Origin of the sequence: Serratia sp. CY83965, assembly GCF_052166375.1 — a bacterium.
GTDB lineage: Bacteria > Pseudomonadota > Gammaproteobacteria > Enterobacterales > Enterobacteriaceae > Serratia > Serratia marcescens.
In genome coordinates this window covers 30,074-53,238 of record NZ_JBJNOV010000011.1, presented here as the reverse complement: position 1 = coordinate 53,238, position 23,165 = coordinate 30,074, and the positions used below count along the sequence as shown (strand labels likewise).

The window sequence follows — 23,165 nt, the reverse complement described above, 5'->3', positions numbered from 1 at the left end:
CGAGACTACAACCGCATTGGCATGACAACGTAGGCCGCCGCCTGGCTGGCGCCGTCTTCGATCTGCACGCTGGAGACCGAGTCGGTCAACAGCAGGCGCACGTCTTCACACTTGAGCGCGTTCAACACGTCCAGCACGTAGCTGACGTTGAAGCCGATCTCCATCTCCGCGCCGTCGTAGCTGACGTCGAGGATCTCTTCCGCCTCTTCCTGCTCCGGGTTGTTGGCGGTGATCTTCAGCTGGTTCTGGCTGACGTACAGCCGCACGCCGCGGAATTTCTCGTTCGAGAGAATGGCCGCGCGGGCGAACGCCTGCTTGAGCAGATCGCAGCCGGCTTCCAGCGTTTTGTCCGGGTTCTTCGGCAAGACGCGGCGATAGTCCGGGAAACGGCCGTCAACCAGCTTGGACGTGAAGATGAAATCGCCGACGTGGGCGCGAATGTTGTTGCTGCCGATCTGCAGCTGCAGCAGCGAATCGCCGCCGTCCAGCAAGCGCACCAGCTCCATCACCCCTTTACGCGGCACGATCACCGAATGCGACGGCAGCTGCTGGCCGATCGGCATCGAGCACACCGCCAGGCGGTGGCCGTCGGTCGCGACGGTGCGCAGCTCTTCGCCTTCGGTTTCAAACAGCATGCCGTTCAGGTAGTAACGCACGTCCTGGTGGGCCATCGAGAACTGGGTGGCTTCGATCAGGCGCTTCAGCGTCGCCTGCGGCAAGGTGAATTCCACCTCGCTCTGCCAGTCGTCCAGGTTCGGGAAGTCCGCCGCGGGCAGCGTGGACAGCGAGAAGCGGCTGCGGCCGGACCGCACCAGCATGCGCTCGCTCTCCAGCGTGACGGCAATCTCCGCCCCTTCCGGCAGGCCACGGCAGATATCAAAGAATTTGCGCGCGGGCACGGTGGTCGCGCCCGGCTCGTGCGGCTGGGACAGGGCGACGCGCGCCACCATCTCCATCTCCAGATCGGTGCCGGTCAGCAGCAGGGAGCCTTCCGTCACCTGCAGCAGCAGGTTGCCCAGGATCGGCAAGGTCGGGCGGCCGCCCAGCGGGCTGCTCACCTGTTGCAGCGGTTTTAGCAGATGCTCACGTTCAACGATAAATTTCATAGCGCTATGAAGATAATGTTCTGATTAAATTGGAGAAATCTTCTTTGATGTCGTGACTTTCCTCACGCAACTGCTCGATCTTCCGGCAGGCGTGCAACACCGTGGTATGGTCGCGGCCACCAAACGCATCGCCGATTTCCGGCAGGCTGTGGTTGGTGAGTTCCTTCGCCAGCGCCATCGCCATCTGGCGCGGGCGGGCAACGGATCGCGAACGCCGCTTGGACAGCAAATCCGCGACTTTAATCTTGTAATACTCCGCCACCGTCTTTTGGATATTGTCGATGGTGACCAGCTTTTCCTGCAGCGCCAGCAGATCGCGCAGCGCTTCGCGCACGAAATCGATGGTGATGGCCCGGCCGGTAAAGTTGGCGTTGGCGATCACGCGGTTCAGCGCCCCTTCGAGCTCACGCACGTTGGAACGCAGGCGCTTGGCGATGAAGAACGCCACTTCGCCCGGCAGGCGAATGTCGTTTTCGTCGGCCTTTTTCATCAGGATCGCCACGCGGGTTTCCAGCTCCGGCGGCTCGATCGCCACCGTCAGCCCCCAGCCGAAGCGGGACTTCAGACGATCTTCCACCCCGTTGATCTCTTTAGGGTAGCGATCCGAAGTCAGGATGATCTGCTGATTGCCTTCCAACAGGGCGTTAAAGGTATGGAAGAACTCTTCCTGCGAACGCTCCTTGTTGGCAAAGAATTGGATGTCATCGATCAGCAACGCGTCGACCGAACGGTAGTAGCGCTTAAACTCTTCGATGGCATTGTTCTGCAACGCTTTGACCATGTCCTGCACAAAGCGTTCCGAGTGCATGTAGACCACTTTGGCGTTGGCCTTGCGCGCCATGATGCCGTTGCCGACCGCGTGCAGCAGGTGAGTTTTACCCAGGCCGGTGCCGCCATACAGGAACAAAGGGTTGTAGGCGCCGCCCGGATTGTCCGCCACCTGGCGAGCCGCCGCGCGCGCCAGCTGGTTGGACTTACCCTCGACGAAGTTGTCGAAGGTGTGTTTGGGGTTGACGTTGGAGCGATAAGAGAGCTCGGGTTGCGCCGCCGCGTTGTCCCAGCTCGGGCGCGAAGGCGCGGCCGTGCGCGCCGCCGGAGCCGCAGGGGCGCTGCTGACGCTGGCGGTCACGGTCTGGCTGATCACCTGCGTGATCGGCTTGCTGCCGACTTCAAAACGCAGCAAAGGCGCGTCCGTGCCGCAGAAATCATTCAGCAGACCATTGATGTTGTTTAAGTACTTATCGCGAACCCAATCCAGCACAAAACGGTTAGGCGCGTACAGCGCCAGGGTGTTGTCACTCAGTTCCGCCTGCAATGGGCGAATCCACATACTAAATTCTGTGGCAGGTAACTCATCCTGCAATCGGGCAAGACACTGCTGCCAAAGCGAAAGTGACACGGCGGACTCCACTCGAACAAGATCAATAAAGAAAAGAAACGGGCAACTTTTTTATAACTCATGATTTTTGACACATACCCGGCATCGGCTGTTTGCCTGTGGGGGATGCGAACCGCCTTTCACGGTTTGTGTCCCTCACGATCCCGGCATGAGGGATCGCGATCGGAATGACGGATCATAGCGCAATCCGAGCAAGAGATCCTCCCCTTCCTCACAGATTAGATCCATTTTATCCACAGGCCGCGGCCGGCGGCGATCTTTTCACCGCCAGCGCCGAATGACCGCGCAGATCCCGGCCGCTGCGCCGCGTTTTTTACATTGTCAACCGGTTATACCCTGTTATCCACGCCGGATCCTGCGATCGCGCGCAAAGGATCTCACGGGGATCCTTGCGATTTCACCCCGAGTCCGTATAATCTTCGCCCTACGTGTGATACCTGGTTCCTTATGGTGCGTCATTAGCCAGACAGGATTCTGCGGTGACCACGGGCCAAGACCGGATTTTGTTCCGTTATTGGCAGACAACCAGGTAGGCTGGCGCGATGCGAATTGACTCAGGACTGTACAATTATTACAATCCCGCTTCTTTATGTATTGCGATTGAGGCGTCGGTCATCTTCACGCCGAGTAGCCAAACGCGTTTACTGATCAGTAATTATTTTAAGTTTAGGTAGAAATCGCTATGAAACGCACTTTCCAACCGTCCGTATTGAAGCGCAACCGTAGCCACGGTTTCCGTGCTCGTATGGCCACCAAAAATGGTCGTCAAGTTCTGGCCCGCCGTCGTGCGAAAGGCCGTGCTCGTCTGACTGTTTCTAAGTAATAAAGCTAACCCGCTGAGTGGTTAAGCTCGCTTTTCCCAGGGAGTTACGTTTGTTAACTCCCACTCATTTCACTTTCGTCTTCCAGCAGCCACAACGGGCTGGCACGCCGCAAATCACCATCCTCGGCCGCCTGAACCAGCTGGGGCATCCCCGCATCGGTCTTACCGTCGCCAAAAAACACGTCAAACGCGCGCACGAGCGTAATCGGATCAAACGCCTAACCCGCGAGAGCTTCCGCCTGCGCCAGCACGAATTACCGGCGATGGATTTTGTCGTGGTGGCCAAAAAGGGGATAGCGGATTTGGATAACCGCGCGCTGACGGAAGCTTTGGATAAATTATGGCGTCGCCACTGTCGCCAGGCTCCCGCATCCTGATCGGGCTGGTGCGGGCCTATCAGCTCGTCATCAGCCCGCTGCTAGGGCCTCGTTGTCGCTTCCAGCCGACATGCTCTCATTACGCAATTGAGGCATTAAGCAGGTTTGGCATGATAAAAGGCAGTTGGTTAGCATTGAAACGCGTATTAAAATGCCACCCTTTGAACCCAGGTGGCGATGATCCGGTGCCGCCAAAAACCGACGATAACAGAGAACACTAACGATGGATTCGCAACGCAATCTTCTTCTCATCGCTCTGCTGTTCGTGTCTTTCATGATCTGGCAGGCATGGCAAACGGACAATGCTCCGCAGCCGGCCGCACAGACCACGCAACAGACTTCGAACGCAGTAGCCGGTGATGCCGCCAGCCAGGCCGTGCCAGCCAGTGGTCAGGGTAAGCTGATTACCGTGAACACCGACGTGCTGTCACTGACCATCAACACCCGTGGTGGCGATATCGAGCAGGCTAAACTGTTGGCCTACCCGGATACTCTGGGTTCATCGACTCCGTTCCAACTGCTGGAAACCACCCCGTCGTTCGTCTATCAGGCGCAAAGCGGCCTGACCGGTAAAAACGGCCCGGACAACCCGGCCAACGGCGAACGCCCGCTGTATCAGGCGGCGCAGGACAGCTACACCCTGCCGGAAGGCCAGGACGAGCTGCGCATCCCGCTGACCTACACCGATAAAGACGGCGCGGTCTACACCAAGACCTTCGTGCTTAAACGCAACCACTATGCGGTCGGCGTGGATTACAGCATCGACAACAAAGGCGCGACGCCGCTGGAGCTGACCCTGTTCGGCCAGCTGAAGCAGACCACCGAATTGCCTAAGCACCGTGACACCGGCAGCAGCAACTTTGCGCTGCACACCTTCCGCGGCGCGGCGTACTCGTCCAGCGAGGACAAGTACCAGAAATACGCGTTCGACAAAGATGAAAACCTGAGCGTCACCACCAAAGACGGTTGGGTCGCCATGCTGCAGCAGTACTTCGCCACCGCGTGGGTGCCGGCGACCAAGGGTGACAACACCTTCTACACCGCCAAACCGGGCGACAACCTGTCCACCATCGGCTTCAAATCTACGCCGGTCGTGGTGCAGCCGGGCGCTCAGCAGCAGCTGAACGCGACCCTGTGGGTCGGCCCGGAGCTGCAGGACCAGATGGCCCAGTTGGCGCCGCACCTGGATCTGACCGTGGATTACGGTTGGCTGTGGTTCATCTCCCAGCCGCTGTTCAAACTGCTGAAGTTCATCCACGGCTTTATCGGCAACTGGGGCTTCTCCATCATCATCATCACCTTCATCGTGCGCGGCATCATGTACCCGCTGACCAAGGCGCAGTACACCTCGATGGCGAAAATGCGCATGCTGCAGCCGAAGCTGCAGGCGATGCGCGAGCGCATCGGTGATGACAAACAGCGCATGAGCCAAGAGATGATGGCGCTGTACAAGGCGGAGAAAGTGAACCCGCTCGGCGGCTGCCTGCCGCTGATCATTCAGATGCCGATCTTCCTGGCGCTGTACTACATGCTGATGGGTTCGGTCGAGCTGCGCCACGCGCCGTTCGCCCTGTGGATCCATGACCTGTCGGCGCAAGACCCGTACTACATCCTGCCAATCCTGATGGGTGTGACGATGTTCTTCATTCAGAAGATGTCGCCGACCACCGTGACTGATCCGATGCAGCAGAAAATCATGACCTTCATGCCGGTGATCTTCACAGTGTTCTTCCTGTGGTTCCCGTCCGGTCTGGTGCTGTACTACATCGTCAGCAACCTGGTGACCATCCTGCAGCAGCAGCTGATTTACCGTGGTCTGGAAAAACGCGGTCTGCACAGCCGCGACAAGAAAAAAAGCTAAGCGTAGTGTAGGGGTTCGGCGCGCCGACCCTTGCAGTAACACCAAAGGCGGTCATTAGACCGCCTTTTTGCATCTTAATCGTCAGAGAGAACCGTTATGAGCACCACCGATACCATCGTAGCCCAAGCCACCCCGCCGGGACGCGGCGGCGTCGGCATTCTGCGCATTTCAGGAAGCAAGGCCAAAGACGTCGCCCAGGCGTTGCTCGGCAAGCTGCCGAAGCCGCGCTACGCTGACTATCTGCCGTTCCGCGACGCCACGGGCGCCACCCTCGATCAGGGCATCGCGCTGTGGTTCCCGGGGCCGAACTCCTTTACCGGCGAAGACGTGCTGGAGCTGCAGGGCCACGGCGGGCCGGTGATCCTCGATCTGCTGCTCAAGCGCGTGCTGGCGCTGCCCGACGTGCGCATCGCGCGGCCGGGCGAGTTCTCCGAGCGCGCGTTTCTCAACGACAAACTCGATCTGGCGCAGGCCGAAGCGATTGCCGATCTGATCGACGCCAGCTCCGAGCAGGCGGCGCGTTCGGCGATGAACTCGCTGCAAGGCGCGTTCTCCACCCGCATCCACCAGCTCGTGGAAGCGCTCACTCACCTGCGAATCTACGTGGAAGCGGCGATCGACTTCCCGGACGAGGAAATTGACTTCCTGTCCGACGGTAAAATCGAGGCGCAGCTCAACGACGTCATGGCGGATCTGGACAGCGTGCGAGGCGAAGCGCGCCAGGGCAGCCTGCTGCGTGAAGGGATGAAGGTGGTGATCGCCGGGCGCCCCAACGCCGGCAAATCGAGCCTGCTCAATGCGTTGGCCGGGCGCGAGGCGGCGATCGTCACCGATATCGCCGGCACCACCCGCGACGTCTTGCGCGAACATATCCATATCGACGGCATGCCGCTGCACATCATCGACACCGCCGGCCTGCGCGACGCCAGCGACGAAGTGGAGCGCATCGGCATCGAACGTGCATGGAACGAAATCGAACAGGCCGACAGGGTGCTGTTTATGGTTGACGGCACCACCACCGCCGCCACCGAGCCGGCGGAGATCTGGCCGGAGTTTATGGCGCGTCTGCCAGGCACGTTGCCGATCACCGTGGTGCGCAATAAGGCCGACATCACCGGTGAAACGCTGGGTCTGACGGAAGTGAATAACCACTCACTTATTCGCCTGTCGGCCCGCACCGGCGAAGGCGTCGATGTGCTGCGCGATCATCTTAAACAGAGCATGGGCTTCACCAGCAACATGGAAGGCGGCTTCCTGGCGCGCCGCCGCCACCTGCAGGCGCTGGAACTGGCGGCGCAGCACCTGGTGCAGGGCAAAGAACAGTTAGTGAGCGCTTACGCGGGGGAGCTGTTGGCCGAAGAACTGCGCCAGGCGCAGCTGGCCTTGAGTGAAATCACCGGTGAATTCACCTCCGACGACCTGCTGGGCCGCATTTTCTCCAGCTTCTGTATCGGCAAGTAACACCGCCAGACACCTTCACGGCCGGGACAAGCCCTTGTTCCGGCCGTTTTTCTTTTCCGCTCTCGCTCTGCGCGCCGGCTCACAGAGCCGCCGCAGCGTCCCGCGCTATACTGGCCAGTCAGGAATCTCTCTCAGGAACGAGTCAACATGGCATTGACCCTCAGGGTACTGCTGGAAAACCGCCGCGCCGCCGGCGCCAACCCGCTATTGCAGGCCAAGGCCGGGTTAAGCCTGCTGATTGAGGATGATACGACGTCCATACTGTTCGATACCGGCCCCGACGACAGCTTTCTGCGCAATGCGGCGCTGATGGGTGTCGATCTCTCCCGTATCACCGCGACGGTGCTCTCCCACGGCCACTATGACCACTGCGGCGGCGTCGCCTGGCTGCCAGACAACAGCCGTATCATCTGCCACCCGCAGGTCGGCGATGAGCGCTATGCGGCGCTGAAGGTGCTGGGCCACACTCGGAAAATCAAAAAGCTCTCTTTGGATATCGACTACTCGCGCCACCGCATGCAATACAGCCGCGAACCGCTGGCGATCGGCGATCGCTTTATGTGGTCAGGCGAAATCGCGGTGCCCGCACCCCGCGCCTACGGGGTGATCGCCGGGGAGAACGCAGCGGTAGATTACGTTATTGACGAAGGGGTGCTGATTTACAAATCGGATCGCGGTCTGGTGATCGTGACCGGCTGTGGGCACCGCGGGATCGTGAATATCGTGCGCCATTGCCAGCAAATCACCGGGATCGATCGGATCCACGCCTTGATCGGCGGTTTTCATCTACGCTGCGCTTCCCCGCGCACGCTCTGGCGCGTCCGCCGTTTTTTGCGCCAGCATCAGCCGGAAAAGATTATGGGCTGCCACTGTACCGGCGCCTGGGGCCGGCTATGGCTGCCGGAAGGGATCGCGCCGGCCACCGGCGATAGGCTGGTTCTGGATTAAGCGTGCCGCTTTACACCAACAACGTTGCGATTACCGCGATCCCGCAGCCCAGCACGACGACGCCGATCCCCTTTTGCCTGCCGCCGCCCCGTAGCAAAAAATACAGTGATGGGATGAAAAAGACGGTCATCACGATAACGGGTATCGACCAGCCCGAGATGATCTTGATAATGCTCGGGTTGATCGCGCCAATAAACGTACAGACAACGATATTCCCTGCGATGATTCTCTTTTTGCCCGCCACGCCGAAGGACGTAATGCCATCGATCACGCCGGTCAACGTGCCGATATAGGCGCCGCCGGTCAGTAAACACAGCAACAGGGCAGCGCCTAACCACGCCGTGGCGTTGCCGGTCAAACCGGCGGTATAAAACAGCGCATCCACATTGCGGCTGTTAATGATTGAGATGTCATCCAGCGTCAGCAAGCGGCTGATGGCGATAACGATCATGACGATAAACGCCATGATCAGTACCTTGCCAAACAGAATACTGCGCGCCTGCGGTCGTAAGGCGCTTTTCGCAAAGCGTTGGATGCACGGGGTAAAGTTAAATGTAAAAAGAAAAATCGGCAGCAGCAGCCACGTCTGCAATGAAATGCCAGGCGGCGCCTGCACCGCCTGCGGCCCCCCCGCAGGTTGTAACAGGAAAAACACCGCCAGGATCGCCACCAGTACGATAGAAACCAGTGCCATTCTGGAAATCAGGTGCTCGATTCGCTGACTAAACGCCAACCATGCCGCCGACAGCGCGGCACTCAGCAACAGCGAAATGCCGCCCCTGACCCAGAATCCGTTGTGGAAAAAAGACGCGACGACGTTGACCAAGGTGATGAAATTTATCAGCACGATAATAATCATCGACAAAATAAACAGCACACAGACGATTGCCGCTGCCCGCTCGCCGATAAATGTCGATGATGCCGCCAGGAAATCTTTCTCCGGGTGCGAAATGATGAATTTGAAAAAAAGATAGTGCGCCATCATCGATACCGACATGGCGATAACGATAAACAGCATGAACACTTTCATCCCCAGCACGCCCGGCCCCACCGCCTGTGGCAAAAAGAAAATCCCGGCGCCAAATGCCGTGGAGAAGAAAGTGACAGGCCAATACAGGTGTGAGATTTTCATGATGATGCTCGACCATCATGGCTATGCGTGACGCATAGCCAGCTGGCACAAAAATGTCATTCGAAACAGGATTTGCCGAAGAAGACCAGTAAAGAAGGCAAAGCGAAGTTATCGTAAAAAGTCGCGGCCGCACGATAGCCGTTAAGCACGTTGACGCGTGAACACAGCGGAAAAACGCCAATATGCGACGTGTAATTATCAAAGATTTTATTGGGGGAAATGCGATACCGAATAGCCCTGAACGTCGCAGCATTTCCCGCCGCGCAGGTCGGTTTATTTTCCTTGATGATATCGAACGTGTGTTCACCCACCGTCATCTTCACATTTCCGTCTTGGCGCTGAAAATACGCCTCTTTATCCATACGGTTTTTAATGTGGCGTTTAAAGCGATCCGCCATGTTTTTTTCACTGACATAAAATGTATTGATATCAATGCCATGACGTTGATTCGACGCCAGAATGTAGTCGTTTATTTTTTCCGGAATAATGTACGGCGATGTCGCCATCTTCCTGAATTCGTTAGCGCCGTCTATCTCGCTGCCATCGCTTTTTTCCATATAGAAATCATTTATTTCCATCAAGAAGTCAGGCTGAACACTGAGCCGTCTGATGGATTCGGCAATGTAGTCAATGCAGAAGCGCGCAGACTTTTCCACTTCACTGCTGACAGAAAAACGATCGTCCAAATTAACCACGGTATGCCCGCCGGAAATCACCACCTTATCCGTCAAAAAAGACGATGCCAGCGCGATGAGGTCTTCAACGTTGTTATTTGAAACCTCATTGTTGATAACCTCAGCGATCCTATTCTGATCGGCTTTGTAGACGATAAAGCGATCTTCACCCTTCCAACCTTTTTTGCAGTTACATTTATATTCTTTAAAAACAACACGTTCAGCTGTCTTATAAAAATCGGCGCTTTGCAGCGGCATTAATTCGAGATCTGGCATACCCTTCTTCCCTATTCGTAGCCAATGACGCCAACTTTTTATAACAATAGCTAATGTAAATTTAGTGACCTGACTCTGATAATTAATAAACACACACAATAAATAGGGTTTTTGTGGGTTTGCTCACATTTTCAAGTTCAGGTTATTTTAACCATTTTAATTATGTGGTTTTATGTTTCCAACAAACGAACGCGGAGAGGTGGGCGAGTGGTTTAAGCCAGATTTAAGAAACTAACCGTTTCTTAAATCCACACGAGTCATCGTGTCGTAGGTTCGAATCCTGCTCTCTCCGCCAACTTTTTCTTATCAGGCGATATTTTATGGGTTCATTGGACGCCGTCGATTCGAAAGCGGCTGGCTTCGGAACTGATTAATTTTATGCACGACCCCGTTACGCAACGCGATTTGAGGTCTGAATAACCTTCGCCTTGCATGCCCCCATGCCCTCCTGCACAGCGCAAAAGCCAACAAATCGGATAATCCGCATAGTGTTTTTTGATGATAAATCCTCAACTTAGTCTTAATCTAACACCCCTGCGTTCTTAGCGACCCTCTGTCATGGAGTGAACAATGGCGTGTCATTTTGCCCGATGGACCCCGGCCTCCGCTGTCCTGGATACCCAGAGACTCTCCGACGAAGTGATAGCCGCCACCCGCACCTTTTCCGTTAAGCGCCGCACGCGTTACCTGCAAGGGCGCATTCTGCTCGCCGAAATGATGTTCTACCTGTACGGCCTGCCGACGCTGCCCCCCATCGCCACCACGCCGACCGGCCGCCCCTGCTTCGCCGATCATCAGTTGCCCGATTTTAGCCTCGCCTACGCCAGCAACACCGTGGGCGTGCTGCTTAGCGACGAGGGCAAAGTCGGACTGGATATCGAAGTGATGCGGGCGCGCGGCAGCCGGCAAAGCGCGCTGCAGAACGCGCATCAGACGCCGGCGGAAAGTGCCTGGATCGGCGCGCAGGACGATCGGCTGGAGGCGGAGACTCAGCTGTGGAGCATTCGGCAAAGCGTGCTGAAAATTTCCGGCCTCGGCAACAGCGGCCAATCCACGCTACGTCTGCATCCCTTCTCCGGTCACCTGCGCTCCAGCGCCACGCCGGACGTTCAGGTGATGAGCGACGCCGACGAATATCTGAGCTGGGCCTGCGCCGGCAGCCCCGAGCTGGATCGCCTGCTGTGCTGGCGCTACGAAGAGCGCGGCGGCCTGCACAAAGACGGGGAAATCTCGCCGCGCAGCCCGGCGGCATCCTCACGCTTCGTTAAACTGACAGGCCTGAAGACGCCAGGTTGACGCGGCGCAAAGCGGATAACGCGGTCTTTACCGCACGAGTTACTGGATTAAATTGTAAAGACAGCTAAATGTTGAGCAATCGCCTATTCTCGACCCGCGCTTTAGCCTACTATTCGCCCATGTTGTACGCTGAATCTGCTCATTCGAAAGGGAGAATCACCATGTCAGACCAAGCCTTAAAAATCGTCACTCTACTCGGCAGCCTGCGCAAAGGCTCCTACAACGCCATGGTGGCCCGCGCCCTGCCTGGCCTGGCTCCGCAGGGCGTCACCATTGAAGCGCTGCCCTCCATCCGCGATATCCCGCTGTACGACGCCGACATGCAACAGGGTGAAGGCTTTCCTGCCGCAGTCGAAGCGATAGCAGAGCAGATCCGCCAGGCCGACGGCGTGATCATCGTCACCCCCGAATACAACTATTCCGTGCCCGGCGGGTTGAAAAACGCCATCGATTGGCTGTCTCGCGTACCGAATCAGCCGCTGGCCGGCAAGCCGGTGGCCATTCAAACCAGCTCAATGGGGCCGATCGGCGGCGCGCGCTGCCAATACCATCTGCGTCAGATCCTGGTGTTCCTCGATGCGATGGTAATGAACAAGCCTGAGTTTATGGGCGGCGTGATCCAAAGCAAGGTCGATGAACAGGCCGGTGAACTGAGCGATCAGGGAACGCTGGATTTCCTGACCGGCCAGCTGTCCGCGTTCAGCGATTTTATTCGCCGCGTGGAGTGAAGGTCTCGCGGCGCCCGCGGGGCGCCGCAACAGGACATGACGTCCGTCAATTTATTGAAATTAAAGCCATAGCATCATGTATTTTTTCATTTTAGCGTTATTTTTCGTTTCCATCACCAGTCCCGCTTTCGCCGCAGACATACGTTATCCCGCCGGTGAAGAACCGCTGGAGCTGCCTGCGCACAGCGCGCTCAACGCCCAGCTGTCGCGATCCGCGCAAAACCAGGAAGATAAAAAACTGGGCGCCATGTCGCTGTACCTGACGCTGATGCGCGAAGACGGCCGCAATGTCTGGGCGCCCTACCAGCTGGCGGTGTCGTCGGCGGAGAAAGGGCAAACCGAGCTGGCGGAGCGCTACCTGCAGCTGAGCGCCGACCGCGGCCTGTGGTACTACTACAACCTGCTGGAGGACGACGCCTTCAACAGCATCCAGCACTCCGCCACCTACCAATCTATCCTGGCCGCCACCAAAGCGCGCTATCTGCAGCACGCTCGCCGCTATGAAGGCAAGGCCAGCTACGCGATACCGGACGGCGAAACGCCACCCGAAGGGTGGCCAACGGTGATCTTCCTGCATACCTACGGCAAAGCCGCCGCCATCAGCCCCGAGGAGCGGCTGCTGTTCGGCGAAATGGGCGTGGCCTACATCGAGCTCAACGGCACGCAGATGCTGTCGGAAAACAGCTTCCGCTGGTCGAATTACAGCGACGAGAGCACCCAAACCGCCATTCAGCGTACGCTGCAACAGCTGGCTCCGCAGCTAAAGCTGGATCCCCGGCGGATTTACCTCAGCGCCCGCGGCCAGGGCGCGTTGCACGCCGCCAACCTGATCGCCAAGTACCCGCAGTTTTATGCCGGCGCGCTCTTGATCGCCCCCAACGGCGAGATCAAGCCGGCCCAGCAGTCGCTGGCGGCGCAAAAGAAAATCGTGATGGCGTATTACGATCGGCAGAATTTCAGCGAACAGGCGCTGGCATTGCACTTCGCCAATCTGTTCGGGGAGGATAATCAGGTGCAAACGCTGCACTTCGCCCAGGGAGAGGATGCCGCCGGCAGTTGGCAGGCGCGCTTCAGGCGGCCGTTGCAGTGGGTGTTGGATCAGGCGCCGGATGCGACGCCGGGCGTCTAGGGTTTCAGGGCCGACGGGCGTCGGCCCTTTGGCTGTCAATGGCCGTCGACGAAGACGATCTTCAGCACGAACAGCAGCGCCACGACCACCACGCACGGGCTGATTTCACGCCAGCGGCCGGTGCCGAGCTTCATCACGCAGTAGGAGATAAAGCCGAGCGCGATGCCTTCGGTGATCGAGAAACTGAACGGCATCATCACCGCGGTGACAAACGCCGGTACCGCTTCGGTCAGATCGTCCCACTTCACCCGCGCCAGGCTGGAGGTCATCAGCACGCCGACATAGATCAGCGCGCCGGCGGCGGCATAAGCCGGCACCATGCCCGCCAACGGCGACAGGAAGATCACCAGCAGGAACAGCAGGCCGGTGACCACCGCCGTCAGACCGGTGCGGCCGCCGACGGCGACGCCGGACGAGCTTTCGATGTAAGCGGTCACGGAAGAGGTCCCCGCCAGCGAACCGGCCACTGAGCTGATGCTGTCAACGTACAACGCCTGCTTCATGCGCGGGAACTTGCCCTGGCTGTCGGTCAGGCCGGCTTTATCGGTGACGCCGATCAGGGTGCCGGAAGAGTCGAACAGGTTCACCAGCATAAACGAGAAGATGACCCCGGCCAGCCCGATGTTCAGCGCGCCGGCCACGTCGACCTGGCCCACCACCGAGGTGATGCTCGGCGGCAGGGAGAACAGGCCGCCGTATTTCACGTCGCCCAGCATCCAGCCGATCAGGGTGGTGACCACGATCGACACCAGCACCGCCGCGTGGAAGTTGCGCGAAGAGAGCACGGCGATGATGAAGAAGCCGAGCGCCCCCAGCAGCACGTTGTGCGAGGTCAGGCTGCCGATGGTCACCAGCGTGTCCGGGTTGGCCACCACGATGCCGGCGTTTTTCAGCCCCATCATGCCGATGAACAGCCCGATGCCGCTGGTGATGCCGACGCGCAGGCTGACCGGAATGTTGGCGATCATCCAGTAACGGATGCGGAAAATGGTCAGCAACAGCAGGCCGACCGCGCCCCAGAAGATGGCGCCCATGCCCACCTGCCAGGAAATGCCCATCGCCCCGACCACCACGAAGGCGAAGAAGGCGTTCAGGCCCATCGCCGGCGCCAGCGCCACCGGCAGGTTTGCCAGCAGGCCCATAAAGATGCTGCCGAAGGCGGCGATCAAACAGGTGGTGACAAATACTGCCTGGGTATCCATGCCCGCTGCGCCCAAAATTTGCGGGTTAACGAACACGATATACACCATGGTGAGGAAGGTGGTGATACCGGCAATCGTTTCCGTACGCGCCGTCGTGCCATGTTGCTTGAGTTTAAACACGCGCCCAAGCAAGCCTTGCTCAGCGTCAAGGCCAGATACTGGTTTGGTCATTATCAGAATTCCGAAAATGGGAATGGACAGTCGCCGGCTATCCTATAACAAAAAGTGGGGCTTTTGACGCCGGTCACAGGTTTTTTTCGCCGTCTTTACGGCTAAACGCGTCAACGGCTTGTATTTACAGGCATTCATCCCCCTTGCCGCCCGCTGCGTTGCCGTTTGCCGGCACGGCCGATAAAATAGCCTATCGCCCCTCTATCCCTATCCGTTAAAACAGGAATCCGCATGTCTTCGACCTTTATCGATAAGCTGGCGTTGATCGCGCTGAAAGATGACAAAGTGGCGCTGGTGCGCTCGCACAACAAGACGCTGTTTTATATGCCGGGCGGAAAGCGCGAAGCGGACGAAACCGACGAACAGGCGCTGTGCCGCGAAATCGACGAAGAGCTGACCGTTGCGCTGCTGTCGCAATCCATCGCGTTTTACGGCGAGTTCACCGGCCCGGCGGACGGCAAGCAGGACGGTACCCAGGTGCGCATTCGCTGCTACCAGGCCGACTTTACCGGGCAGTTGCAGCCCGCCGCCGAAATCGCCGAGCTGAAGTGGTGCGACAGCCGCGATCTGCCGCAGTGCTCACACGTCGCCGCGCTGATTTTGCACGATCTCAAGGCGCGTAACCTGATCAAGTGATCGCTGAGTCGCCTCAGCGGCGTTAACCCGAAGGAACCTGTCCCGCATGAATCAGATTGACTGCATTTTGTTCGACTGCGACGGCACGCTGGTGGACAGCGAAGTGCTGTGCAGCAAAGCCTATGTCCATATGTTCGCCCACTACGGCATTCATCTGTCGCTGGAAGAGGTATTCAAGAAATACAAAGGGGTGAAGCTGTACGAGATTATCGATCGGGTCAATGCCGAGCAGGGCACTGACCTGGAAAAAGAGACGCTGGTGCCGCTGTATCGGCAGGAAGTGGCGCGGCTGTTCGACAGCGAGCTGCAACAGATTGCCGGCGCCCGCGAGCTGCTGGCGCAGGTGACGGTGCCTGTCTGCACCGTCTCCAACGGGCCGGTCAGCAAGATGCAGCACTCGCTCGGCCTGACCGGCATGCTGCCTTATTTTGATGACCGGTTGTTCAGCGGCTATGACATTCAGCGCTGGAAGCCGGATCCGGCGATCGTGTTTCACGCCGCCGAACAGATGCGGGTGCCGGTGACGCGCTGCATCCTGGTGGACGATTCGCCCGCCGGCGCGCAGGCCGGCATCAATGCCGGCATTCCGGTCTTTTACTTCTGCGCCGATCCGCATAATCCGCCGATCGATCACCCGCTGGTGACCACGTTTGACGACCTGGCTCAATTGCCCGCGCTGTGGCGCGAACGCGGCTGGCGGCTGACGGCCGATTAACTGGCCGGCAACGGCGGCTTGTTGCGCCACCAGCGCCAGGACCGCTTCAGCGCGCGGGTTTGCGCGCCGAAGCGGCGGTTGACCGCGTTGGCCAGCAGATCGAGCGCCAGGCAGAATACGAAATAGACCAGCGCCACAAACAGGAACACTTCCATCGGATAGACCATGCTGCGGTTGTTAACCTGGGTCGCCAGGAAGGTCAATTCGCCAACGCCGACGATATAAGCCAACGAGGTGTCTTTGATCAGAGAAATCCACTGGTTGATGAACGACGGCACCATCATGCGCAGCGCCTGCGGCAGCACGATCATGCGCAGCGTCTGCCAGCGCGTCAGCCCCAGAGAAAGCCCGGCCTGCCACTGGCCGGGACCGATCGCGGCGATGCCGGCCTTCACCGCATGAGCCAGATAGGCCGAGGCGATCAGCGCCAGCGCACACACCACGGTGGTAATTTCCGGGATCTCGACGCCAAACACCATCGGCAGCAGGAAATAGGTCCAGAAGATCAGCATGATGACCGGAATGGCGCGGAAAAAGCCCAACACCGCCGCCAGCAGCCCGGCGGCGACGCCGCGCGACATTGCCAGCGCCACGCCGAGTAAGGTGCCGAGCACCGCCGAGGCGACCCCGGCCATCAGGCTGATCGCCAACGTCAGCGCCGCGCCGCCCAGCGGCCCATCCGGCCAGGTGCCCCACAGCAGGTAACCCAGGTTGTCGTGAATCACGCTGAAATCCATCTCAATGTCCTCCCAGCGGTTTACGCTGTTGTCGCCACATGCCCCAACCTTCCAGCAGCGCGATGATGGCGATATACAGTACCGTCGCCACGCCGAACGCCTGGAAGGTGCGCAGGGTTTCGGTTTCGACCTGACGCGAGGCGTAAGAGAGTTCGGCAACGCCGATCGCCATGGTCAGCGACGAGTTCTTGATCACGTTCATGTATTGCCCCAGCAGCGGCGGCAGCGCGATTTTCAGCGCCTGCGGCAGCACCACGTAGCGCATCGCCTGCCAGCCGGTCAGCCCCAGCGCCTGAGCGGCATATTTCTGCCCGCCGGCGACGCCGCGAATGCCGGAGCGGATCTCTTCGGCGATAAAGGCGGTGGAGTACAGCGTCAGGCCGAAGAAACCGGCGAGAAACTCGAACGACGGCCACTCAAGCGGGCCGACCTGATGTGCGCTGTTCAGCCACTGCATGGCGGCGGACGGCAGGATTTGCCCGGCGGCGAAGTACCAGAAGAACAGCTGCACCAGCAGCGGCGTATTGCGAAACAACGAGCTGTACCCCATCGCCAGCCAACGCAACGGCCGCAGGCTGCTGTCGCGCATCGCCGCCAGCACGAAGCCCAACAGCGTGGCCGCCAGGCCCGCGCAGGCGGAAAGCCACAGCGTCAGCAGAAAGCCGTGCCACAGCCAGTTCAGGTATTGCGGCGCCAGCAGCCAGTCCAGGTTCATGTTCAATCCTTGTCTTGCAGAATGCATCAGGGGCGCAGCAAGCTGCGCCCCTCCGTACCGATCTCACCGCGAGCGGTTAAATCAGGCTTTCGGTTGCTGATCCAAAGGCGCGATTTTGAAATCGCCGCGCGGCTGGGCGGATTTGGTTTCCGGCCCGAACCAGCGATCGTAAATCTTAACCGCTTCGCCGTCGTTTTCCAGCTTGATCAGCGTCTCATTCACCGCGGCGGTCAGGCGATCCTCGCCCTTGGGAATGCCCACGCCCTGATACTCTTTGGTCAGGCTGAACGGCGAAATTTCAAATTCCGCCTTCTGCGCCGCCGGCAGGTTGCCGAGCAGGCCGACCAGCTTGGCGTCGTCCTGAGTGATCGCCTGCACGTTGCCGTTGCGCAGCGCCACGAACGCCAGCGGGGTATCATCGTAAGAGATCACTTTCGCCGTCGGGAAACGCTCGCGCAGGGTGATTTCCTGCACCGTGCCCTTGTCCGCGCCGATGCGCAGCTTCTTGATGTCTTCCGGGGTTTTCAATACGCCTTTGCGGGCGATGAATTTCTGGCCGGTGGCGAAATACGGCACGCTGAAGTTCACTTCCTTGGCGCGCTCGTCGGTAATGGTGAAGTTGGCGGCAATCAGGTCAACCTTCTTCGACACCAGCAGCGGAATGCGGTTGGCCGGGTTGGTGGCGCGCAGCTCCACTTTCACCCCCAGCGCTTTGCCGATCGCGTCGGCGACGTCCACATCGTAGCCCACCAGCTTTTTGCTCTGCGGATCGATGTAGCCGAACGGCGGGTTGCTGTCGAACACCGCGATACGCACCACGCCGGCTTGCTTGATATCGTCAAGTTTGTCCGCGTGCGCGGCGCCGGCGGCGAGGCCGGTCAGACTGGCTAACAACGTTAAGGCCAAAGCGCGATGTTTCATAGAAAGCTCCTAAGTGGTTGATGTCCTGCTGGCGAATAAGCTAGCAAGCGCCACATAGGTCAGGAAATAATATAAAAAGCTATATTTATAACCTTTTTATCTTTACGCGCTTAAGATGGAATAAAGGCGCGGGAAACCGCGCCTTTGAAGGATATTACCCGGAAAGAGTTAGTCGGCCTTTTCGTCTTTACCGCCCGGAGAGAGCAGCTTTTCCAGGGCATCGCCGCCCAAATGACGGAAATCCTGCCCCTTGACGAAATAGAAGATAAATTCGCAGATGTTCTGACAGCGGTCGCCGATACGCTCGATAGAGCGGGCGCAGAACAGCGCGGTCAGCACGCTCGGAATGGTGCGCGAGTCTTCCATCATGTAGGTCATCAGCTGACGCACGATGCCTTCGTATTCCTGGTCGACCTTTTTATCTTCGCGGTAAATACGGATCGCTTCGTCCAGATCCATGCGCGCGAACGCGTCCAGCACGTCGTGCAGCATCTGCACGGTGTGGCGCCCCAGCGACTCCAGACTGACCAGCAGCGGCTGATGCTGGTGCGAGAACTTTTCCAGCGCGGTGCGGCAGATCTTGTCCGCCACGTCGCCGATGCGCTCCAGCTCGGAAATGGTTTTGATGATCGCCATCACCAGGCGCAGATCGCTGGCGGTCGGCTGGCGCTTGGCGATGATGCGCACGCACGCTTCGTCGATCGCCACCTCCATCATGTTGACCTTGGCGTCGCCTTCAATTACGCGCTTGGCCAACTCGCCATCCTGATTGTGCATCGCGGTGATGGCGTCGGTCAGCTGTTGCTCCACCAACCCGCCCATGGTCAACACCTGGGTGCGGATATGCTCGAGCTCTGCGTTGAACTGGCCGGAAATGTGTTTGTTTAAATTCAGGTTATCCATGATGCTTCCTATCAACCATAACGGCCAGTGATGTAGTCTTCAGTCTGCTTTTTCTGCGGCGCAGTGAACAGGTTATCAGTATCACTGAACTCGATCAGCTCGCCCAGATACATAAATGCGGTAGAGTCGGAGCAGCGCGCTGCCTGCTGCATGTTGTGCGTCACGATCACCACGGTGTAATCGGCCTTCAGTTCACTGATCAGCTCTTCAATCTTGCCGGTAGAGATCGGATCCAGCGCCGAGCAAGGCTCATCCAGCAACAGCACTTCCGGACGAATGGCGATGCCGCGGGCGATGCACAGACGCTGCTGCTGGCCGCCGGAGAGGCTGTAACCGCTCTGGTGCAGCTTGTCCTTGGTTTCGTTCCACAGCGCGGCCTTGGTCAGCGCCCACTGCACGCGCTCGTCCATATCGGCGCGCGACAGCTTTTCAAACAGGCGAACGCCGAAAGCGATGTTGTCGTAAATCGACATCGGGAACGGCGTCGGCTTCTGGAACACCATGCCGACCTTGGCGCGCAGCAACGCGATATCCGAGTTGTCGGTCAGGATGTTCTGGCCGTCCAGCAGAATGCCGCCTTCCGCACGCTGTTCCGGGTACAGCTGGTACATCTTGTTAAAGGTGCGCAGCAGGGTGGATTTGCCGCAGCCGGATGGGCCGATAAACGCGGTGACCTTGTTCTTGGCGATATCCAGCGTGATGTTCTTCAGCGCATGGAATTTGCCGTAGTAGAAGTTCAGATCGCGTACCTGAATTTTGCTGCTGGAAGCGTCAGTAACCATACTCATCAAGACTTCTCTCTTTTCATCAGCGCCGCCAAAGCGGCGCTCAAAATTTTACGAATGCTTTTTCTTGGCGAAAATTACGCGCGCCAGGATATTCAGTAACAGTACGCACAGGGTGATCAACAGCACCCCGGCCCAGGCCAACTGTTGCCATTCGGCGAACGGGCTCATGGCGAATTTGAAGATGGTCACCGGCAGGTTGGCGATCGGCTGCATCAGGTCGGTGCTCCAGAACTGGTTCGACAGCGAGGTGAACAGCAGCGGCGCGGTTTCCCCCGCGATGCGCGCAATCGCCAGCAGCACGCCGGTGATGATGCCGGACACCGACGCCTTCAGCGTGATGGCGGAAATCATGCGCCATTTCGGCGTGCCCAGGGCATAGGCGGCCTCGCGCAGCGTATCCGGCACCAGCTTCAGCATGTTCTCGGTGGTGCGAATGACGATCGGCACCTGCAGCAACGCCAGCGCCACGATGCCGGCCCAACCGGAGAAGTGTTCCATCTTCGCCACCACAATGGTGTAAACGAACAGGCCCACCACGATCGACGGTGCGGACAGCAGGATGTCGTTGATAAAGCGGATCACTTCCGCCAGCCAAGATTTACGGCCGTATTCCGCCAGGTAGATGCCGGCCATGATGCCCAGCGGCGTACCGAAGAGGGTCGCCCACAGGATCAACAGGCCGCTGCCGGCGATGGCGTTGGCCAGGCCGCCGCCCGCGGTGTTCGGCGGCGGGGTCATCTCGGTGAACAGCGCCAGCGACATGCCGTCGAAGCCTTTGGTGACGGTGGCGATCAGGATCCAGATCAGCCAGAACAGCCCGAACGCCATGGTCGCCATCGACAGGAACAGCGCGAGGCGATTTTTCTGCCGGCGCCAGGCCTGCATTTTGCGGCGGCTTTCCGCCAGAACGACTGCGTTTTGCATATCCATCGTCGCCATGTTAACGCCCCTCATTCTTGGCCAGACGCATGATCATCAGTTTCGACAGCGCCAGCACGATAAAGGTGATAACAAACAGAATCAGGCCCAGCTCCATCAGTGCGGCGGTGTGCACGCCGGACTCGGCCTCGGCGAATTCGTTGGCCAGCGCCGAGGTGATGCTGTTGCCCGGCATGTACAGCGAAGCGCTGTCGAGCTGGTAAGTGTTGCCGATGATAAAGGTCACCGCCATGGTCTCCCCCAGCGCACGGCCCAGGCCCAGCATCACCCCGCCGATGACGCCGTTTTTGGTGAACGGCAGCACGATGCGCCAGATGACTTCCCAGGTGGTGCAGCCGATGCCGTAGGCCGACTCTTTCATCATCACCGGGGTCTGTTCGAACACGTCGCGCATCACTGCGGCGATGTAAGGAATGATCATGATCGCCAGGATCACCCCGGCGGCCAGGATGCCGATGCCGAAGGCCGGGCCGGAGAACAGCTCGCCGACGATTGGAATGCCCGACAGCACGTCGCCCACCGGCGTCTGGAAGTATTCGGCGAACAGCGGGGCGAACACGAACAGTCCCCACATGCCGTAGACGATGCTCGGAATGGCCGCCAGCAGCTCAATGGCGATGCCCAGCGGCCGCTTCAGCCAGTTCGGCGCCAGTTCGGTCAGGAACAGCGCGATGCCGAAGCTCACCGGCACGGCGATGATCAACGCGATAAGCGAGGTGACCACGGTGCCGTAGATCGGCACCAGCGCGCCGAACTGCTCCGCCGGCGCGTCCCACTCTTTGGTCCACAGGAACGCAAAACCGAATTTCTGCATGCTTGGCCAGGAGGCGAAGATCAGCGAAACAATGATGCCGCCCAGCAACAATAGGGTAATCAGCGCAGCCAGTCTCACCAGCGCGCTGAAAATGATGTCACCGTTTTTGCCCGGTGCTTTGATGGTCGGCTTGTACTCAGCCATAGATTACTCTCTGTTTGAACCCTGGCAGCCCCAACCGGGATCGGAGCCTGAAGAACTGTGTGGGGCGCGGCGAACCCGCGCCCCTGCGTTGTTAGTACAGCGCTTTACCTGAACTGTCTTTTACGTTGGTTTTCCAGGCCGCACGCACCTGCTCAACCACTTCTGCCGGCAGGGTGGCGTAATCCAGCTCGTTAGCTTGTTTTGCACCGGTTTTGTAGGCCCAGTCGAAGAACTTCAGCACTTCGGCGCCCTGAACAGGGTTTTTCTGCTCTTTGTGCACCAGGATGAAGGTGGTGGAGGTGATTGGCCACACGTTGTCGCCTTTCTGGTCAGTCAGATCCTGAGCAAAGGTTTTGCTCCAATCTGCACCTTTGGCGGCGTTGCTGAAGCTCTCTTCGGTCGGGCTGACCGGTTTGCCGTCAGCGGACACCAGCTTGGTGTAAGCCAGGTTGTTCTGCTTGGCGTAAGCGTATTCTACGTAGCCGATAGAGCCTGGCAGACGCTGAACGAAGGCGGCGATGCCGTCGTTGCCTTTACCGCCCAGACCGGTCGGCCAGTTAACGGTAGAACCGGCGCCAATCTTTTCTTTCCACTGCGCATTGGCTTTGGACAGGTAGCTGGTGAACACGAACGAAGTGCCGGAACCGTCGGCGCGGCGCACTACGGCGATGTTTTGGTCAGGCAGTTTCACGCCTGGGTTCAGCTTGGTGATAGCCGGATCGTTCCATTTTTTGACGTTGCCCAGGTAGATATCGCCCAGGGTTTTGCCGTCCAGCGTCAGTTCGCCGGATTTGATGCCCGGGATATTCACCGCCAGCACCACGCCGCCGATCACGGTCGGGAACTGGAACAGGCCGTCGGCCGCCAGCTTGTCGTCAGACAGCGGGGCGTCGGAAGCGCCAAAGTCAACGGTGTTGGCCACGATTTGCTTTACGCCGCCAGAGGAGCCGATGCCCTGATAGTTAACTTTGTTGCCGGTTTCTTTCTGATAAGAATCTGCCCACTTGGCGTAAACCGGAGCGGGGAATGTCGCACCTGCACCGGTCAGGCTGGCAGCAGCGAACGCGGACACGGCGGTCAGGGAGAAGGTCGCTGCCACAATACTGGCGACGGTGGTACGCATCAGTTTCATAATCCCTCCTAATGGGATACTTAAAATCGACTTCGAGTCGTTTTAATCAGAGTAAGTATTGCTGCAGGAGGGAAAATAGGACAGTTTGGTGACAGAAAAATGTACGCAATATGACAGTTATATTACAGTGCATTTAAT

Annotated in this window: 24 protein-coding genes and 1 pseudogene; 12 read left to right on the top strand and 13 right to left on the bottom strand. The window is 58.6% G+C overall.

What is annotated here, in order from left to right:
- Nucleotides 1–5 precede the first annotated feature (5 nt).
- Complete coding sequence (dnaN, locus tag ACJ8PL_RS20010) at nucleotides 6–1,106, bottom strand: DNA polymerase III subunit beta (protein ID WP_004933892.1); 1,101 nt, start codon at nucleotides 1,104–1,106, stop codon at nucleotides 6–8.
- A gap of 4 nt (nucleotides 1,107–1,110) precedes the next feature.
- A complete protein-coding gene (dnaA, locus tag ACJ8PL_RS20005; RefSeq protein WP_004933889.1) occupies nucleotides 1,111–2,505 on the bottom strand; it encodes a chromosomal replication initiator protein DnaA in 1,395 nt (464 codons plus the stop codon).
- A 682-nt stretch (nucleotides 2,506–3,187) separates the two neighbouring features.
- Between dnaA and rpmH the strand changes: the two genes are divergently transcribed.
- The 6 genes from rpmH to ACJ8PL_RS19975 all read left to right on the top strand — a co-directional run bounded on the left by rpmH (nucleotide 3,188) and on the right by ACJ8PL_RS19975 (nucleotide 7,975).
- A complete protein-coding gene (rpmH, locus tag ACJ8PL_RS20000; RefSeq protein ID WP_000831330.1) occupies nucleotides 3,188–3,328 on the top strand; it encodes a 50S ribosomal protein L34 in 141 nt (46 codons plus the stop codon).
- Between the two features lie 17 nt (nucleotides 3,329–3,345).
- A complete protein-coding gene (gene rnpA, locus ACJ8PL_RS19995) occupies nucleotides 3,346–3,705 on the top strand; it encodes a ribonuclease P protein component (protein WP_004933883.1) in 360 nt (119 codons plus the stop codon).
- Nucleotides 3,669–3,926: a membrane protein insertion efficiency factor YidD gene (gene yidD, locus ACJ8PL_RS19990; protein ID WP_004933881.1), complete on the top strand. Its 258-nt coding sequence runs from the start codon at nucleotides 3,669–3,671 to the stop codon at nucleotides 3,924–3,926. The genes rnpA and yidD overlap by 37 nt, the downstream gene beginning before the upstream one ends.
- A 2-nt stretch (nucleotides 3,927–3,928) precedes the next feature.
- A complete protein-coding gene (gene yidC, locus ACJ8PL_RS19985; RefSeq protein WP_016929601.1) occupies nucleotides 3,929–5,566 on the top strand; it encodes a membrane protein insertase YidC in 1,638 nt (545 codons plus the stop codon).
- Nucleotides 5,567–5,662: 96 nt separating this feature from the next.
- Entirely contained in the window at nucleotides 5,663–7,027 is a 1,365-nt protein-coding gene (gene mnmE, locus ACJ8PL_RS19980) for a tRNA uridine-5-carboxymethylaminomethyl(34) synthesis GTPase MnmE (protein WP_016929602.1), read from the top strand.
- A 147-nt stretch (nucleotides 7,028–7,174) separates the two neighbouring features.
- On the top strand, nucleotides 7,175–7,975 hold the full coding sequence (locus tag ACJ8PL_RS19975; protein WP_016929603.1) for an MBL fold metallo-hydrolase: 801 nt from the start codon (nucleotides 7,175–7,177) through the stop codon (nucleotides 7,973–7,975).
- A 10-nt stretch (nucleotides 7,976–7,985) separates the two neighbouring features.
- Here ACJ8PL_RS19975 and ACJ8PL_RS19970 read toward each other — a convergent pair whose 3' ends face one another.
- Together ACJ8PL_RS19970 and ACJ8PL_RS19965 are read right to left on the bottom strand one after the other, a co-directional pair.
- Nucleotides 7,986–9,107 carry a threonine/serine transporter gene (locus tag ACJ8PL_RS19970; protein ID WP_442531340.1) on the bottom strand — a complete coding sequence of 374 codons (1,122 nt, stop codon included), beginning with the start codon at nucleotides 9,105–9,107 and terminating at the stop codon, nucleotides 7,986–7,988.
- 56 nt (nucleotides 9,108–9,163) lie between these two features.
- Nucleotides 9,164–10,057, bottom strand: a complete 894-nt coding sequence (locus tag ACJ8PL_RS19965) for a hypothetical protein (protein WP_079452264.1) — start codon at nucleotides 10,055–10,057, stop codon at nucleotides 9,164–9,166.
- Nucleotides 10,058–10,250: 193 nt separating this feature from the next.
- Between ACJ8PL_RS19965 and ACJ8PL_RS19960 the strand changes: the two are divergent.
- From ACJ8PL_RS19960 to ACJ8PL_RS19945, 4 genes and pseudogenes are all read left to right on the top strand, one after another.
- Nucleotides 10,251–10,352, top strand: a pseudogene (locus ACJ8PL_RS19960).
- Between the two features lie 275 nt (nucleotides 10,353–10,627).
- Complete coding sequence (locus ACJ8PL_RS19955; protein ID WP_033639103.1) at nucleotides 10,628–11,353, top strand: 4'-phosphopantetheinyl transferase family protein; 726 nt, start codon at nucleotides 10,628–10,630, stop codon at nucleotides 11,351–11,353.
- 161 nt (nucleotides 11,354–11,514) lie between these two features.
- Nucleotides 11,515–12,081, top strand: coding sequence for an NADPH-dependent FMN reductase (locus ACJ8PL_RS19950; protein WP_004933859.1), 567 nt, complete (start codon nucleotides 11,515–11,517; stop codon nucleotides 12,079–12,081).
- A 76-nt stretch (nucleotides 12,082–12,157) separates the two neighbouring features.
- On the top strand, nucleotides 12,158–13,210 hold the full coding sequence (locus ACJ8PL_RS19945) for a hypothetical protein (protein WP_117287577.1): 1,053 nt from the start codon (nucleotides 12,158–12,160) through the stop codon (nucleotides 13,208–13,210).
- Between the two features lie 35 nt (nucleotides 13,211–13,245).
- Here ACJ8PL_RS19945 and ACJ8PL_RS19940 read toward each other — a convergent pair whose 3' ends face one another.
- Entirely contained in the window at nucleotides 13,246–14,583 is a 1,338-nt protein-coding gene (locus ACJ8PL_RS19940) for an NCS2 family permease (protein WP_028128066.1), read from the bottom strand.
- A gap of 231 nt (nucleotides 14,584–14,814) precedes the next feature.
- On the opposite strand from ACJ8PL_RS19940, the gene ACJ8PL_RS19935 reads away from it, so the two are divergent.
- Entirely contained in the window at nucleotides 14,815–15,219 is a 405-nt protein-coding gene (locus ACJ8PL_RS19935; RefSeq protein WP_079450354.1) for an NUDIX hydrolase, read from the top strand.
- Between the two features lie 46 nt (nucleotides 15,220–15,265).
- On the top strand, nucleotides 15,266–15,934 hold the full coding sequence (gene yieH / locus ACJ8PL_RS19930; protein ID WP_442531339.1) for a 6-phosphogluconate phosphatase: 669 nt from the start codon (nucleotides 15,266–15,268) through the stop codon (nucleotides 15,932–15,934).
- Here yieH and ACJ8PL_RS19925 read toward each other — a convergent pair.
- The 8 genes from ACJ8PL_RS19925 to pstS all read right to left on the bottom strand — a co-directional run bounded on the left by ACJ8PL_RS19925 (nucleotide 15,931) and on the right by pstS (nucleotide 23,027).
- Nucleotides 15,931–16,671, bottom strand: a complete 741-nt coding sequence (locus ACJ8PL_RS19925) for an amino acid ABC transporter permease (protein ID WP_004933841.1) — start codon at nucleotides 16,669–16,671, stop codon at nucleotides 15,931–15,933. The two genes, yieH and ACJ8PL_RS19925, sit on opposite strands and share 4 nt — an antisense overlap.
- 1 nt (nucleotide 16,672) lies before the next feature.
- Nucleotides 16,673–17,386, bottom strand: a complete 714-nt coding sequence (locus ACJ8PL_RS19920) for an amino acid ABC transporter permease (protein WP_016929611.1) — start codon at nucleotides 17,384–17,386, stop codon at nucleotides 16,673–16,675.
- An 81-nt stretch (nucleotides 17,387–17,467) separates the two neighbouring features.
- Nucleotides 17,468–18,307, bottom strand: a complete 840-nt coding sequence (locus ACJ8PL_RS19915; protein WP_016929612.1) for an ABC transporter substrate-binding protein — start codon at nucleotides 18,305–18,307, stop codon at nucleotides 17,468–17,470.
- A gap of 168 nt (nucleotides 18,308–18,475) precedes the next feature.
- The gene (gene phoU, locus ACJ8PL_RS19910; RefSeq protein WP_016929613.1) at nucleotides 18,476–19,210 is read right to left on the bottom strand and encodes a phosphate signaling complex protein PhoU; all 735 of its coding nucleotides are present in this window, start codon (nucleotides 19,208–19,210) and stop codon (nucleotides 18,476–18,478) included.
- An 11-nt stretch (nucleotides 19,211–19,221) separates the two neighbouring features.
- The gene (pstB, locus tag ACJ8PL_RS19905) at nucleotides 19,222–19,992 is read right to left on the bottom strand and encodes a phosphate ABC transporter ATP-binding protein PstB (protein WP_016929614.1); all 771 of its coding nucleotides are present in this window, start codon (nucleotides 19,990–19,992) and stop codon (nucleotides 19,222–19,224) included.
- A gap of 54 nt (nucleotides 19,993–20,046) precedes the next feature.
- Nucleotides 20,047–20,937: a phosphate ABC transporter permease PstA gene (pstA, locus tag ACJ8PL_RS19900; protein WP_004933824.1), complete on the bottom strand. Its 891-nt coding sequence runs from the start codon at nucleotides 20,935–20,937 to the stop codon at nucleotides 20,047–20,049.
- 1 nt (nucleotide 20,938) lies between these two features.
- Nucleotides 20,939–21,895 (bottom strand): phosphate ABC transporter permease PstC, encoded by a 957-nt coding sequence (gene pstC, locus ACJ8PL_RS19895; RefSeq protein ID WP_016929615.1) that lies wholly within the window; start codon nucleotides 21,893–21,895, stop codon nucleotides 20,939–20,941.
- 91 nt (nucleotides 21,896–21,986) lie between these two features.
- Nucleotides 21,987–23,027, bottom strand: coding sequence for a phosphate ABC transporter substrate-binding protein PstS (gene pstS, locus ACJ8PL_RS19890; RefSeq protein WP_079450353.1), 1,041 nt, complete (start codon nucleotides 23,025–23,027; stop codon nucleotides 21,987–21,989).
- Nucleotides 23,028–23,165 lie beyond the last annotated feature (138 nt).

Coding starts and splice junctions, on each gene's coding strand:
- dnaN (WP_004933892.1), bottom strand. CDS start 1,106: ATGAAATTTATCGTTGAACGTGAGCATCTGCTAAAACCGCTGCAACAG.
- rpmH (WP_000831330.1), top strand. CDS start 3,188: ATGAAACGCACTTTCCAACCGTCCGTATTGAAGCGCAACCGTAGCCAC.
- yidD (WP_004933881.1), top strand. CDS start 3,669: ATGGCGTCGCCACTGTCGCCAGGCTCCCGCATCCTGATCGGGCTGGTG.
- yidC (WP_016929601.1), top strand. CDS start 3,929: ATGGATTCGCAACGCAATCTTCTTCTCATCGCTCTGCTGTTCGTGTCT.
- mnmE (WP_016929602.1), top strand. CDS start 5,663: ATGAGCACCACCGATACCATCGTAGCCCAAGCCACCCCGCCGGGACGC.
- ACJ8PL_RS19975 (WP_016929603.1), top strand. CDS start 7,175: ATGGCATTGACCCTCAGGGTACTGCTGGAAAACCGCCGCGCCGCCGGC.
- ACJ8PL_RS19970 (WP_442531340.1), bottom strand. CDS start 9,107: ATGAAAATCTCACACCTGTATTGGCCTGTCACTTTCTTCTCCACGGCA.
- ACJ8PL_RS19965 (WP_079452264.1), bottom strand. CDS start 10,057: ATGCCAGATCTCGAATTAATGCCGCTGCAAAGCGCCGATTTTTATAAG.
- ACJ8PL_RS19955 (WP_033639103.1), top strand. CDS start 10,628: ATGGCGTGTCATTTTGCCCGATGGACCCCGGCCTCCGCTGTCCTGGAT.
- ACJ8PL_RS19950 (WP_004933859.1), top strand. CDS start 11,515: ATGTCAGACCAAGCCTTAAAAATCGTCACTCTACTCGGCAGCCTGCGC.
- ACJ8PL_RS19945 (WP_117287577.1), top strand. CDS start 12,158: ATGTATTTTTTCATTTTAGCGTTATTTTTCGTTTCCATCACCAGTCCC.
- ACJ8PL_RS19940 (WP_028128066.1), bottom strand. CDS start 14,583: ATGACCAAACCAGTATCTGGCCTTGACGCTGAGCAAGGCTTGCTTGGG.
- ACJ8PL_RS19935 (WP_079450354.1), top strand. CDS start 14,815: ATGTCTTCGACCTTTATCGATAAGCTGGCGTTGATCGCGCTGAAAGAT.
- yieH (WP_442531339.1), top strand. CDS start 15,266: ATGAATCAGATTGACTGCATTTTGTTCGACTGCGACGGCACGCTGGTG.
- ACJ8PL_RS19925 (WP_004933841.1), bottom strand. CDS start 16,671: ATGGATTTCAGCGTGATTCACGACAACCTGGGTTACCTGCTGTGGGGC.
- ACJ8PL_RS19920 (WP_016929611.1), bottom strand. CDS start 17,386: ATGAACCTGGACTGGCTGCTGGCGCCGCAATACCTGAACTGGCTGTGG.
- ACJ8PL_RS19915 (WP_016929612.1), bottom strand. CDS start 18,307: ATGAAACATCGCGCTTTGGCCTTAACGTTGTTAGCCAGTCTGACCGGC.
- phoU (WP_016929613.1), bottom strand. CDS start 19,210: ATGGATAACCTGAATTTAAACAAACACATTTCCGGCCAGTTCAACGCA.
- pstB (WP_016929614.1), bottom strand. CDS start 19,992: ATGGTTACTGACGCTTCCAGCAGCAAAATTCAGGTACGCGATCTGAAC.
- pstA (WP_004933824.1), bottom strand. CDS start 20,937: ATGGCGACGATGGATATGCAAAACGCAGTCGTTCTGGCGGAAAGCCGC.
- pstC (WP_016929615.1), bottom strand. CDS start 21,895: ATGGCTGAGTACAAGCCGACCATCAAAGCACCGGGCAAAAACGGTGAC.
- pstS (WP_079450353.1), bottom strand. CDS start 23,027: ATGAAACTGATGCGTACCACCGTCGCCAGTATTGTGGCAGCGACCTTC.